This is a genomic window from Oceanobacillus caeni (genome assembly GCF_019037185.1).
Lineage (GTDB): Bacteria > Bacillota > Bacilli > Bacillales > Amphibacillaceae > Oceanobacillus > Oceanobacillus caeni.
Genome location: NZ_JAHHXM010000010.1, coordinates 22,704 through 35,020, shown reverse-complemented (window position 1 = coordinate 35,020; position 12,317 = coordinate 22,704). Strand labels below are relative to the sequence as shown.

At 36.2% G+C, this 12,317-nt stretch carries 14 protein-coding genes and 1 riboswitch; of the genes, 9 read left to right on the top strand and 5 right to left on the bottom strand.

Going from position 1 to position 12,317, the window contains the following annotated elements; genetic code table 11:
• The first annotated feature begins 269 nt into the window (after positions 1-269).
• Positions 270-379, top strand: a riboswitch (TPP riboswitch).
• Positions 380-497: 118 nt separating this feature from the next.
• The 5 genes from KM885_RS07845 (at position 498) to ltaS (ending at position 5,424) form a co-directional block, all read left to right on the top strand.
• On the top strand, positions 498-1,496 hold the full coding sequence (locus tag KM885_RS07845) for an ABC transporter substrate-binding protein (protein ID WP_204798426.1): 999 nt from the start codon (positions 498-500) through the stop codon (positions 1,494-1,496).
• A gap of 21 nt (positions 1,497-1,517) precedes the next feature.
• On the top strand, positions 1,518-1,808 hold the full coding sequence (locus KM885_RS07840; RefSeq protein ID WP_047183920.1) for a thiamine-binding protein: 291 nt from the start codon (positions 1,518-1,520) through the stop codon (positions 1,806-1,808).
• The gene (locus tag KM885_RS07835) at positions 1,808-2,584 is read left to right on the top strand and encodes an ABC transporter permease (RefSeq protein ID WP_047183919.1); all 777 of its coding nucleotides are present in this window, start codon (positions 1,808-1,810) and stop codon (positions 2,582-2,584) included. The genes KM885_RS07840 and KM885_RS07835 overlap by 1 nt, the downstream gene beginning before the upstream one ends.
• Positions 2,574-3,296 carry an ABC transporter ATP-binding protein gene (locus tag KM885_RS07830; protein WP_047183918.1) on the top strand — a complete coding sequence of 241 codons (723 nt, stop codon included), beginning with the start codon at positions 2,574-2,576 and terminating at the stop codon, positions 3,294-3,296. Before KM885_RS07835 ends, KM885_RS07830 begins: the two co-directional genes overlap by 11 nt.
• Before the next feature lie 205 nt (positions 3,297-3,501).
• On the top strand, positions 3,502-5,424 hold the full coding sequence (ltaS, locus tag KM885_RS07825; protein WP_338113673.1) for a lipoteichoic acid synthase: 1,923 nt from the start codon (positions 3,502-3,504) through the stop codon (positions 5,422-5,424).
• A 60-nt stretch (positions 5,425-5,484) separates the two neighbouring features.
• Here the strand turns inward: ltaS and cax are convergent, their stop codons facing one another.
• A complete protein-coding gene (cax, locus tag KM885_RS07820; RefSeq protein ID WP_204798427.1) occupies positions 5,485-6,546 on the bottom strand; it encodes a calcium/proton exchanger in 1,062 nt (353 codons plus the stop codon).
• Positions 6,547-6,795: 249 nt separating this feature from the next.
• Between cax and KM885_RS07815 the strand changes: the two genes are divergently transcribed.
• From KM885_RS07815 to KM885_RS07805, 3 genes are all read left to right on the top strand, one after another.
• Entirely contained in the window at positions 6,796-8,025 is a 1,230-nt protein-coding gene (locus KM885_RS07815; protein ID WP_204798431.1) for an MFS transporter, read from the top strand.
• A gap of 103 nt (positions 8,026-8,128) precedes the next feature.
• Positions 8,129-8,704, top strand: a complete 576-nt coding sequence (locus KM885_RS07810) for a chromate transporter (RefSeq protein ID WP_047186485.1) — start codon at positions 8,129-8,131, stop codon at positions 8,702-8,704.
• The gene (locus tag KM885_RS07805; protein ID WP_047186490.1) at positions 8,704-9,240 is read left to right on the top strand and encodes a chromate transporter; all 537 of its coding nucleotides are present in this window, start codon (positions 8,704-8,706) and stop codon (positions 9,238-9,240) included. The genes KM885_RS07810 and KM885_RS07805 overlap by 1 nt, the downstream gene beginning before the upstream one ends.
• Before the next feature lie 95 nt (positions 9,241-9,335).
• Here KM885_RS07805 and KM885_RS07800 read toward each other — a convergent pair whose 3' ends face one another.
• Positions 9,336-10,184 carry a pyridoxamine kinase gene (locus tag KM885_RS07800; RefSeq protein WP_047186484.1) on the bottom strand — a complete coding sequence of 283 codons (849 nt, stop codon included), beginning with the start codon at positions 10,182-10,184 and terminating at the stop codon, positions 9,336-9,338.
• Between the two features lie 180 nt (positions 10,185-10,364).
• Between KM885_RS07800 and KM885_RS07795 the strand changes: the two genes are divergently transcribed.
• On the top strand, positions 10,365-10,904 hold the full coding sequence (locus tag KM885_RS07795; protein WP_204798432.1) for an ECF transporter S component: 540 nt from the start codon (positions 10,365-10,367) through the stop codon (positions 10,902-10,904).
• A gap of 305 nt (positions 10,905-11,209) precedes the next feature.
• Here the strand turns inward: KM885_RS07795 and KM885_RS07790 are convergent, their stop codons facing one another.
• The 3 genes from KM885_RS07790 to KM885_RS07780 are packed head-to-tail and all read right to left on the bottom strand — an operon-like array spanning position 11,210 to position 12,194.
• On the bottom strand, positions 11,210-11,305 hold the full coding sequence (locus KM885_RS07790; RefSeq protein WP_145524048.1) for a DUF4176 domain-containing protein: 96 nt from the start codon (positions 11,303-11,305) through the stop codon (positions 11,210-11,212).
• 5 nt (positions 11,306-11,310) lie between these two features.
• Positions 11,311-11,850, bottom strand: a complete 540-nt coding sequence (locus KM885_RS07785) for a hypothetical protein (RefSeq protein ID WP_060667851.1) — start codon at positions 11,848-11,850, stop codon at positions 11,311-11,313.
• Positions 11,851-11,870: 20 nt separating this feature from the next.
• On the bottom strand, positions 11,871-12,194 hold the full coding sequence (locus KM885_RS07780) for a hypothetical protein (protein ID WP_244986951.1): 324 nt from the start codon (positions 12,192-12,194) through the stop codon (positions 11,871-11,873).
• Between the last annotated feature and the right edge of the window lie 123 nt (positions 12,195-12,317).

The following is a 12,317-nucleotide window of genomic DNA, read 5'->3' as shown; positions in this document are numbered from 1 at the left end:
GATGGTTAGTCGGCACTTATCGAACCTTTACGGGCAGTTGTTCTCCCACCTATTTGTATCCCCAGAAGTTTAAGGTGGGAGTCTTACTGCCCATTTAGGTGGGGTAATTAGAACAGGTAATTTAATAGGAAGGAAAAATTTTTTAAACGTAAAATCATATTCATAAACAATATCAAGTTGTGCAACTTTAAAAGAATCGTCAAACTTTTACAAATTTCTTGCTATATTAGAAAAACTATGCAATACTTAATTGTGTAAATTACAACTTAAGATGACTGTGGGGGTACCAGTGTTGCTGGTTGAGATTGTATCCGTTAGATACTAACCCTTAGAACCTGATCTGGCTAAGACCAGCGTAGGGAACATACCTGATACGTACATAACTAAAGTATGCACCCTAGGCAATTTGTCTAGGGTGCTTTTTGTTGGCTACTAATTCGTGTTATTCCCTACTCGAGTTTTATTCTTTTAGTTAAAAACAGGGAGGACTATTTATTATGAGGAAATTATCTGTTTTTTGCCTGTTGCTAATTGTACTAGCTGCATGCGGTAACAACACAGATGAAGAAAGTACAGATCAAACAGGTGAAGATGCAAAGCAACTAAAAAAAATAACCCTTGTTCTGGATTGGACCCCAAACACCAATCATACTGGTCTCTATGTGGCTAGGGATAAAGGGTATTTTGAAGAAGAAGGTTTAGATGTTGACATTATTCAGCCTGGAGAAGCAGGTGCTGAGCAATTAGTCGCTACTGGAAATGCTGATTTTGGTGTTAGCTACCAAGAAGGAATTACGGAAGCACGAATACAAAATGTACCTATTGTTTCGATTGCTGCTATTATTCAGCATAATACGTCTGGTTTTGCTTCCCTAAAGGAAAATAATATTACAACTGCAAAAGACTTTGAGGGTAAATCTTATGGTGGATGGGGTGCACCAGTGGAAAAGGCTGTACTAGATTCGATTATGCAGGAGGATAATGCCGATGTAGAGAAGGTTGAAATCGTTAATATCGGAAATACAGACTTTTTCACAGCACTTGAGCAAGGAATTGATTTTGCTTGGATTTACTATGGTTGGGATGGTATTAAAGCAGAGCTCCGTGACCAACCGCTTCATATGAATTATTTAACGGATTATAGTAAGAAATTAGACTATTATACTCCGGTATTAGCAACCAATGAAAATATGATACAAGATGATCCGGAAACTATTAAAAGCTTCTTACGTGCTGTTTCCAAAGGTTATGAGTTCGCAATAGAAAACCCAAGCGAAGCTGCAGACGTACTTATTGAAGCAGTACCAGACCTTGACCCTGAACTAGTTAAAGCAAGTCAAGAGTGGCTGTCTCCTAAATATCAAGATGATGCAGAAAAATGGGGAATTCAAAAGCTAGAAATATGGGAAAACTATGCAAATTGGATGTATGAAAATGATCTATTAGAAGTTGAACTGGATAGTGAAAAGGCATTTACAAATGACTTTTTACCTTAAATGATAAAGGAGAGATTTTAATTGGCAAACGCATTATTAAGTATTCAAATGATTCCTAAAGCAGAAAACGGAGTAGACACATATCCATTAGTAGATGAAGCAATTAAAGTGATTGATGAATCAGGTGTGAAATACCAGGTTAATCCACTTGAAACAACCATGGAAGGAAACCTTTCTGAATTACTACAAATTGTGGAAAAAATGAATGAGAAAATGGTTGAGAAAGGTTGTGCTAGTGCCATTTCTCAAATTAAGATTTTTTATAAACCAGACGGTGCATCCATGGATCAATTAACGGAGAAGTATCGTTAATGAGTACCATGGCAAAAAAAGGATGGAGGCCGGTTCTGGCTATCATCCTTTTCTTCATCTTGTGGGAAGTTGGAACTAGAATTTTTGACATGCCATCATGGCTACTTCCTGGACCAATTCAAATTTTCCAAGAAGCATGGACTAGCTGGTCAATTTACACGGAACACCTTCCATCTACTATTCAATTGATTGTTCTTGGGTTTTTAATTGGTAGTGGGGTTGGCGTTTTTGTTGCCATATGTCTCCATTTAATGCCTCTACTAAAGGACTTATTTTATCCATTTATCATTATTTCACAAAACATTCCTGTTATTGTCCTAGCACCATTACTTGTTATTTGGTTTGGATTTGGCATGCTACCGAAGCTAATTGTTATTTCGCTCGTTTGTTTCTTTCCGATAACCATTGCTCTACTTGATGGCTTTCGTCAAACAGATGCTGATTTAAAACACTATATTCAAATGGCTGGTGCGACAAAAGGACAAACTTTTCGGAAACTAGAATGGCCGAACGCTTTACCATCCCTATTCTCAGGACTAAAGATTTCTGCAACATATAGTGTGATGGGCGCAGTCATTTCCGAATGGCTAGGTGCAAGTAAAGGTATTGGCGTGTATATGACATTAGCATCTTCATCCTACCGAACCGATCGTGTCTTTGTAGCCATTATCGTTATTGTGGCACTCAGTTTATTATTCTTTTTACTAATAACCCTTATCGAAAAAAGGGTCATTAAGTGGAAACCAGAGGAAGGAATAAATCCATATGAGTCTTGAAATTCATGATATATCCAAATCGTTTGAAGACAATCATGTATTATCCAATATCAACTTCTCCGTCAAAGACGGGGAATTCGTTTCTCTATTAGGTCCATCTGGAAGTGGGAAAAGTACACTCTTTAGCATTATTGGTGGAATGAGCCAGCCATCGGGAGGTTCGATCTATTTAGATAGAGAAAAAATCAATGGGAAACGTGGTTCGATTAGCTATATGCCACAATCCTCTTCCCTCTTTCCATGGCGAACGATTTTGGACAATGTAGTTCTTGGGCAAGAAATTGCAGGAAAGGTTGATAAGGAAAAAGCATTAGAAATGATTGAACGGGCCGGGCTTAAGGGCTATGAAAACTCCTACCCTCGTCAATTATCAGGTGGAATGAAACAGCGTGTTTCTTTTATTCGAAGCTTGTTAAGCCCACAATCTCTAATCTTGTTGGACGAACCATTTTCTGCCTTAGATGAATTTACCCGTACAAAAATGCAAAAATGGCTTCTTTCTATTTGGGAAGAGCATAAACGTTCCATATTATTTATTACTCATAACATAGAAGAAGCTATTTTTTTATCCGATCGAATTATTATTTTATCGAATAAGCCGGCAACTGTTAAAAAGGAATTCATCATCCCCTTTGACCGTCCAAGAGACGTAAACTTGTTGTTGTCTGAAGAATTTCTAACCTGGAAAAAGAAAATATATGAAGAAATGTAGAGACAGATCCATCGTCCCAGCAATAGCCGGACAATGGACTGTCTCTTTTTCATATATCTTTAACTTATTATTAATGGATTCGACAAAATCAACCATTACTTCCCATTTCCTAATCCCAAAACCATGTGTTATAATTAGCATTTGTAAGTACTAAAAATAATTTAAAATTTAAATTAACCTAGAAACCATTCGAGGTGAAGAATAAGTGAAGAAATTAATTTCTACGAAGATGGGATTCTTCTCAATTGTATTAGTTCTTTATTGGTTGAAAACTTATTTGATTTATAAAGTGGAATTTGATTTGGGTGTGAAGGGGGCTATCCAAGAATTTCTATTATTCTTAAACCCTTTAAGCTCAGGTTTAATTCTCCTAGGAATTACACTATTTTCTAAAGGACGTAAAGTTGGTAGACGCTTAATCATTATGCAAGTGTTACTCGGCCTCATTCTTTATGCAAACATTGTATTCTATCGTTTTAATAGTGACTTTATAACGTTAGCGACAATGATGCAAACAAATAACTTTGGCAGTTTAGGCGGTAGCATCATTAGTTTAATGCAATGGCATGACCTTTTATATTTAATAGATATTGTCGTTTTAATAGTTTTATATAACATGGTTAAAGGGAACTGGTCTGAAACACGTATAAAAGTACGTAAACCCCTTACCATTCTAGCAATGGGGGTCTTAGTATTTACTATTAATCTAGGTTTAGCGGAAGCTGATAGACCACAATTGTTAGAAAGAGCTTTTGACCGTAACTATTTAGTGAAATATTTAGGTATATACAATTTCATTGCTTATGATACGATTCAAAGTGCAAATACTTCCACACAACGAGTTTTAGCAGATAGTGATGATATTACCGTTGTTGAAAACTATACAAAAACTAAATATGCTGAACCAAATCCTGCTTACTTTGGTGTCGCAGAAGGTAAAAATATTATTAAGATCCATTTAGAATCTTTCCAATCTTTTCTAATAGATTTTAAATTACATGGTGAAGAAGTTACACCATTTCTCAACTCATTAGTACATGATGAAAGTCAGAATTTCACATATTTTGATAACTTCTTCCATCAAACGGAGCAAGGGAAAACAGCTGATGCTGAATTAATTATGGATAATTCGCTTTATGGTTTACCACAAGGATCTGCGTTTGTAATGAAAGGTGACAACACGTACCAATCCTTCCCAGCAATTATTGGCGAGCGTCAAGGGTATACTAGTGCAGTTTTACATGGTGATGGTAAATCATTCTGGAATCGGGATGAAATTTATAAACACTTTGGTATCGATGAATTTTATCATGAAGATTATTATGATATGAGTGAGGACAATGTTATTAACTATGGATTAAAAGACAAGCCATTCTTTGAAGAGTCTATTAAATATCTAAAAGAAATGAAACAACCATTTTATGCGCACTTAATGACATTGACGAATCATCATCCTTTTACAATTAATGAAGAAGAAGCAACACTTGCACCAGCCGAAACTAATGATAAAACGGTAAACAATTATTTCCAAACCGCTCGGTATTTGGATGAAGCACTAGAACAATTCTTTAACGATTTAAAAGAAGCTGGTTTATATGACGATTCTGTTATTATGATATATGGTGACCATTATGGTATTTCGGATAATCATAATAAAGCGATGGAAGAGATTCTTGGTGAAGAAATTACTCCACTTAAATACTCTGAATTACATCGTGTTCCATTTATGATAAAGATTCCTGGAGTAAAAGGCCAAGGAACTAATCATGAATATAGTGGACAAATTGATGTTGTACCAACTATGCTGCATCTTCTAGGTATTGATGCACAAGATTATATTCTAATGGGTACGGATATGTTTTCCGAGGATCACAAAGATTATGTACCGTTCCGTAAAGGGAATTTTGTAACAAAAGATTTCACTTATCTAGACGGGGTATATTACGATAATAAAACAAAAGAAGTAATCGAAGAACCTACAGAAGAAATGATTAAACAAAAAGAAACAGTGCTTCATGAATTAGATTTATCTGATAAAGTAATGTATGGTGATCTATTACGTTTCTACAAACCAAACGATGAATGGAAACCAGTTGATGTTAATAGTTACTCTTATAAAAAAGAATAGAATGAAAGAACCCGAACAATCATAACTGTTCGGGTTTTTCTTTTATAATGATCGGTTACTTTAAAGGAGATAAAATCCAACTCCCATGATTAAATAAGCAGCTAATAATGCCAACCCTTCAAACCAATTCGATTCTCCATCAATAGAAATCATTATCGTTAGGAACACCGCCGTAACCATACTAATTAACTCAGGCCACGTAAATACAAGCGGCATGGAAGTTTCAAATAAAAGAGACACTAATACCAACACAGGAGCAACAAACATCGCAACCTGCAGGGTAGATCCAACTGCAATTTCAACTGCAACATCCATTTTATTTTTTAAAGCCATCAAAACAGCGGATGCATGTTCCGCGGCATTACCGACAATAGCTACAATGATGACTCCTATAAATAACTCCGTCCATCCAAAGGTTTCCCCAACTTCTGAAAAAGTATGAACTAAATTTTCCGACACATAAGCAACAGCCAACGTAGCTAAGGCAAGAATAATAATTGCTTTCCCTTTCCCCCACTCTGGTTCTTCCTCATGAGTAGTAGATTCCTCTTCATGACTTGATGGATAAACCCCACGATGTGTAAAAAGTTTAAAGAATAATGTAGCCAAATATAAAATAATCAAAATAATCGATACAGCCACACTAAGATTCATCGTTTCTTGGGCTGTCATATTAGAAGAGAATACTTCTGGAATAACGAATGCAACGACAACCGCAAATATCAATAGAGCCGCATTATTTCTTGCATCATGTACGTTAAAAGGCTGCCTCTTATATTTGATTCCCCCTATAAGGAAGGACAACCCCCCTACTAATAACAGGTTTCCTATTATCGAACCAGTTAAAGAAGCTAGTACAATTCCGATTAAACCAGCTTTTAATGAGAATATCGAGATAATAAGTTCTACCGCATTACCAAATGTGGCATTTAAGAGTCCACCAATTCTTGGCCCCATCACAATGGCTAAACTTTCAGTTGCCCTCCCCATATAACCTGCTAATGTAATAATAGTTAAACAGTAAATGATGAACATAAGTACCGTTGACCAATGCAACAAAGTACCTGCAACAGAAAGCGGTAGTCCAATGATAAGCATTATTAAGAATAATTTATTTACCATAACTTTTCATTCCTCTCACTTGTGAATCTTTTTTAATTTACCCTTATTCGGGAAAATTATATGGTGTAGTGAAAGATTTGTCTGTGGATATGAAATAAATCTTAATTAGTTCAGAAGTATTGCAAAATTAAATATCCTATGTAAAATAGCAATATAACGTGAAACATCAAGTATTTTTTTATTTTTCATCTTAAGAAAGTCTTCCAGCCACTTCACGTTAAAAATGTAAATCGGAAAGAAGGATTTGAATTGGAAAAAGCGCTACATAAAGATGTTGGCAAGCCCCATGATGAAAACCAAACTCTTTACCGTATTTTATTCATCATCGGAGCTTGTCACTTATTAAATGATTCGCTTCAAGCAGTTATTCCAGCTATGTTTCCCATTTTGGAAAGATCGATGGGGCTATCGTTCACACAGCTTGGACTTATTGCCTTTACCTTAAATATGATTTCTTCTGTGATGCAGCCCTTAGTCGGTACATTCACGGATAAAAAACCTCTACCCTACTCATTACCAATTGGATTAACCAGTAGCATGGTAGGAATGCTTGGTTTAGCACTAGCACCGAATTTCTGGCTTGTTTTAGTGAGTGTTGTTTTTATCGGATTAGGATCCGCGGTGTTTCATCCAGAGGGTTCTCGTGTGGTATATCTTGCTGCGGGAAATAAAAGAGGGCTTGCACAATCGATTTTCCAAGTTGGCGGAAATTCAGGGCAAGCATTGGCCCCGGTTATAACCGCATTAATTCTCGTTCCACTTGGACAAATTGGAGCCGCTTGGTTTACATTGATTGCGGGCTTAGCTGTTGTATTTTTAACGTATATTGCTAAATGGTATCGTGGACAAATTCAATCAATTCAAGCGAAAAAGAAAAAGTTAGCAGCTAAAACACATAGTAGAGCTGTATCCAAGGCAATTAAAAGCGCTCTTATCGTATTAATTTTCCTTGTTTTTGCCCGTTCTTGGTATGCAGCAGCCATTTCGAACTTCTATGCATTTTATGCGATCGATTCGTATGATCTTACTATCGCCAAATCACAAATCTATATCTTTATCTTTCTAGCAATGGGGGCTGTTGGGACATTTCTTGGAGGACCTTTAGCCGATCGTTTTGGTAGAAGAAATGTTATTTTATTCTCCCTTGTTGCATCCAGCCCTTTATCGATTTTATTACCCTATGTTGGACCCATTTTTGCTATGATTCTCTTAGCAACAATCGGATTATTCTTAATGTCTAGCTTTTCCGTAACGGTTGTCTATGCACAGGAACTTGTTCCAGGTAAAATTGGTACAATGTCTGGTTTAATTGTCGGTCTAGCATTTGGTATGGGTGCCATCGGGTCTGTTGCCCTTGGTTACTTTATTGATTTATTAGGATTATCAACAACGATGATTATGGCTTCCTTGTTGCCATTACTTGGATTTCTCACTTTCTTATTGCCTACAGATAAGAAGGTTCAGGAGTGGTATGAGTAAGGTATTCATAAGTTAGAAAGATATAAATATATTGACATCCATTTATGAATACATCATAGTTAATATACAGAACATTAGTTGAAATAAGGAGATGTTAAGCTACATGCTCAAGGATCTGTTCATCGCTTTTTTTCGCGCGGGTATGCTTGGCTATGGTGGTGGACTATCGGCAATCCCTCTTATGCAAAGAGAAGTAGTAGAAAGATATAAATGGATGGATGATGATGAATTTTCCAATATATTGGCACTTGCGAACACATTGCCTGGTCCAATCAACACAAAAATGGCAGGCTATATTGGTTGGCGTCTCAAGGGATTTTTTGGAATGTTAATTAGCATCATAGCAACCGTAGTACCTACAGCAATTTTAATCATCCTTTTACTTACTGCGTTACATACATATAAAGATAAGCCTTGGGTGCATGGCATGTCTAAAGGCGTTCTTCCTATAGCTGGTGTCATGATTGGGGTACTTGCCTGGGATTTTTTCCGTAAATCAAAAATAAACCTAGGCTGGGGTATGGCAATTTTTTATACAGGTATTAGCGTAATCGTTATAGAATTAATGGGTTTGCATCCGGCCATTGTTATTGTTGCATTAATTTTATATGCACTACTATTCCCTTCAAGAGAAGAACGAGAAAAAGATAAACGTGTTAATCAGGAGGGAGACTCGTGATTGTTAAGTACTGGCAGATTTTTTATACCAATTTTATTTCGAATATTCTTGGCTATGGAGGCGGTCCCGCAACAATCCCCCTCTTACAGCATGAAGTAGTTGATAAATATGGATGGTTCACCAATCAAGAATTTAGTGAAATGGTAGCTTTAGGTAATGCTTTACCAGGACCTATTGCGACAAAAATGGCTGCTTACGTCGGGTTTAGTCAAGGTGGAATGATAGGATCTATCATTGGTTTATTCGCATCGGTTGCCCCTTCCTTAATCTTATTAATAGTCCTTTTAGGTATTTTATTAAAATTTAAAGATTCACCTCGAGTTAAAAAGCTAACCCATATCATCCGCCCTACGATTGCAGTACTTCTGGGAGTCATGACGATTGAGTTTTTCTTTGATTCGTACATAGATGTTGGCGTAATTCATACGATATTATTAATTATTGCAGGTTACTATTTCTTAGAAGTAAAACGGATTAGTCCCGTTTATGTTGTGCTTGGTGCTCTTATTTATGGGGCTGTATTTTTGGGTTCCTAAAAGATATGTACATAACTTTAGTGGCTTGGCATTCGCCTAAGTATTTTAGCGAATGCCTTTGTTGCCCACCCTAAATATAAGGTTTCCTATCATTTTTATAATAACATTCCTAAATATTTCTCAAAATTTACGCCTTCTATTTCGGCAATTTGTTCCAAAGTGGAATCATGGATTGCCTCTCTCAAGAAAGCCTCTGCAAGCTCTACAGATTTTTGCAAGTCTTCTCCACGTAACATGCTTCCCATAATTACGGATGCAAATAAATCACCGGTACCAGAATAGCTTTTTCCGTTATACGGCATCGCCCGATAAAAGGTTTTACTTCCATCCAAATACATATTTCCAATAAACCGCTTATGTGAATCTGTTGATGGTGGGTTCACTCCAGTGACGATAACTTGAGCACCAGTTTCTTGCTGCAAAACATTCCCAGCCTCTTCTAATGCTTTCAAATAATCCTTTTCATCTGTATAATGATGTAGTTTTTCATAAGATAATCCTGCCAGCAAACAGCACTCCGTAACATTTGGTGTAATCACCTCTGCGCGTTTCACCAATTCTTTCATTTGTACTAACAATTCATCCGTAAAAAGCTTATAGACTTCCCCAGTATCCCCCATTACTGGATCAACCAGTAAGGTAGTTTCATTTGTATGGAATCTATCTAAAAAGTGGAAAATATTATTAATTTGCTCACTACCAGTAACAAAACCAGTATGGATTCCATCAAAGGTTACAGGAAGCTTACTCCATTCCTCCGTGAAATGATTCATTTTAGATGTAAAATCTTCGTAAAAGAAACTTGGATAACCAGTTTGGGCAGTTAAGATTGCCGTTGGTAAAGGGCATGCCTGTACACCCATTACAGAAAGAACCGGAATCGCAGCTGTTAACGAACATTTCCCAAATGATGATAAATCCTGTATGACAGCAACTTTTTTCATAATAACCTCCTAAAAAACTACTATGTACGTGCTACAATTATAGCACTCCGTGAAAAACAGAAACACTTTAACGCATCATCCCAAACTGACCCTAACGTTTTTTGTTAAATTGACACTTTTGAATAGACCAGTTGTTTGCTAAAGTAATAAGAAAAATACTAGATAGGAAGGTATACAGATATGCAAACGACGCAAAGTACTTTAAAATCACGTCAAAAAACCCTAGATTTAATTATAACATCCATGTTAATTGCACTTGTTTTTGTTTCTACTGTCTTTTTAAATATTAGACTACCAATCGCGGCAAATGGTGGTTTAGTTCATCTAGGAACAGCTATGCTATTTATTTCATCTATTTTATTTGGACCTAAAAAAGGGGCACTTGCTGGTGCGATAGGAATGGGATTGTTTGATATCATTGGAGGTTGGGTGCTATGGGCGCCAATCACGATTGTCTCTCGTGGTTTACAAGGATATATCGTTGGTAAAATTTCATGGTTAAATGGTCACAAAGGTAATAGCCTGGCATTAAATTTAACGGCAACCATCATTTCCATTCCATTTATGGTAGCTGTTTATTATATTGGTGAAAGCTTTCTATACGGTAATTGGATTGCACCTTTAGCCTCCATACCTGGAGACCTTGTTCAAAATGTATTAGGTATTATCATTGCCATTCCAATTTGTATTGCTTTGAAAAGGGTCTCTTATTTCAAATAAAAAGGCTGTATGAATAATTCTAAGGTATAGTGCAATTCCTCATTTGGGATTGCACTCTTATGTAAGTCGTTAATAACTTTCTTAGATTATTAGAATCTAATGTGTAATTAAATACCGGATTCCCCTTTGAGGTATATCAAACCGTTCATAAGATATCAGCACTCATAGCTGGTTATCAGCATTCACTCTTGGGATATCAGTACTTGTGGCCGAGATATCAGCACTCACTCTTGGAATATCAGTATTTAGGGCCGAGATATCAGCACTCATCTTAGGATATCAGTATTCGTGGTCCGATATCAACACTAACCTAGAGCTTTTCCTTCTGTGCTTTTCAATATCATTAATTTGACATCTCCACTTATTAGTCTAACAACACTTCCAATAGGTAAAATTTCCATATCATCTATCTCCTTTCTTTATATAATTCAAATCTTGCTTTTGGTAATCCACATATTGCTACCACAACCCCTGATAATAGAGGATATGAAAATAGTAACCACATCAATCTATAACTAACTAAAAACAAGATTAAAAAGATGATAACAGCTATAGACACAATAATTGTAACTATTACTTCCTTTTTTAATAAACCCTTTGCTTCATAAATATAATCCTCTATCATATCTTTTGTTGGATAAATTTCTTTTAAATCTTTATAGTAGTTTTTATAAATAAAAACACCACTTAACACACTTAATATACCCAATACAATTACAATTATTAAGTTTACTGGATTGCTCATAGGTAAATGTATATCTTGAATCGCTCTTATTATCCCTAATACTAAAGCGAAAGCAATCCAATATGCAACACCATTCCCCTCCTTGTGTATAACTTTATATACACGCTGAGAATGTACATCTAAAAACAAAGTATACCCTTGTGTATCTCTTTTTTGGTATCTATAAAAAGGGATTAATTTTTCTTTCTCATTATCACTCATATCATTATTAAATTCTCCTTTTAACTAAATACAGAGCCTAAGTCCCCAAAGAATCCAGAAACAGCTTCTCCTATTTTTTCTCCTGTATCAGTGACTTTATCGACAATAGCATTTCCTACATTTTGTGCGCCTACAATTAACATATCCGCATTGTCATAACACCAATCAAATGCCATAGATCCAAGAACCCCTGCTGTAAATCCTGCAATTGGCCCGAGAACAGGAGCTGGGATTGCTGATCCGATTATAAAGCCAGCTAACCCAGCACCTAAATGTCCAGTAGCTTTAATTGCTGCTTCGGTTGCGTCTTTTCCACCAGCTAATAAAATACCAAAATCTAGCACTGCTCCTATACCTGGCGCAGCATATCTTGTTCCTGTTACAATCGTTCATGCTTATGTTCGACTACATCGATCCTAATGTTGAGTGTATTTGCTGTGCTCCCTATTCTCCGTTAAGTAGTTTAC

What these genes read in the sequence shown, in the direction of transcription:
- KM885_RS07810 (WP_047186485.1), top strand. Translation starts at nt 8,129, where the DNA reads ATGCTCAAGGATCTGTTCATCGCTTTTTTTCGCGCGGGTATGCTTGGC.
- KM885_RS07845 (WP_204798426.1), top strand. Translation starts at nt 498, where the DNA reads ATGAGGAAATTATCTGTTTTTTGCCTGTTGCTAATTGTACTAGCTGCA.
- KM885_RS07835 (WP_047183919.1), top strand. Translation starts at nt 1,808, where the DNA reads ATGAGTACCATGGCAAAAAAAGGATGGAGGCCGGTTCTGGCTATCATC.
- KM885_RS07790 (WP_145524048.1), bottom strand. Translation starts at nt 11,305, where the DNA reads ATGGAAATTTTACCTATTGGAAGTGTTGTTAGACTAATAAGTGGAGAT.
- KM885_RS07785 (WP_060667851.1), bottom strand. Translation starts at nt 11,850, where the DNA reads ATGAGTGATAATGAGAAAGAAAAATTAATCCCTTTTTATAGATACCAA.
- KM885_RS07830 (WP_047183918.1), top strand. Translation starts at nt 2,574, where the DNA reads ATGAGTCTTGAAATTCATGATATATCCAAATCGTTTGAAGACAATCAT.
- KM885_RS07795 (WP_204798432.1), top strand. Translation starts at nt 10,365, where the DNA reads ATGCAAACGACGCAAAGTACTTTAAAATCACGTCAAAAAACCCTAGAT.
- cax (WP_204798427.1), bottom strand. Translation starts at nt 6,546, where the DNA reads ATGGTAAATAAATTATTCTTAATAATGCTTATCATTGGACTACCGCTT.
- KM885_RS07800 (WP_047186484.1), bottom strand. Translation starts at nt 10,184, where the DNA reads ATGAAAAAAGTTGCTGTCATACAGGATTTATCATCATTTGGGAAATGT.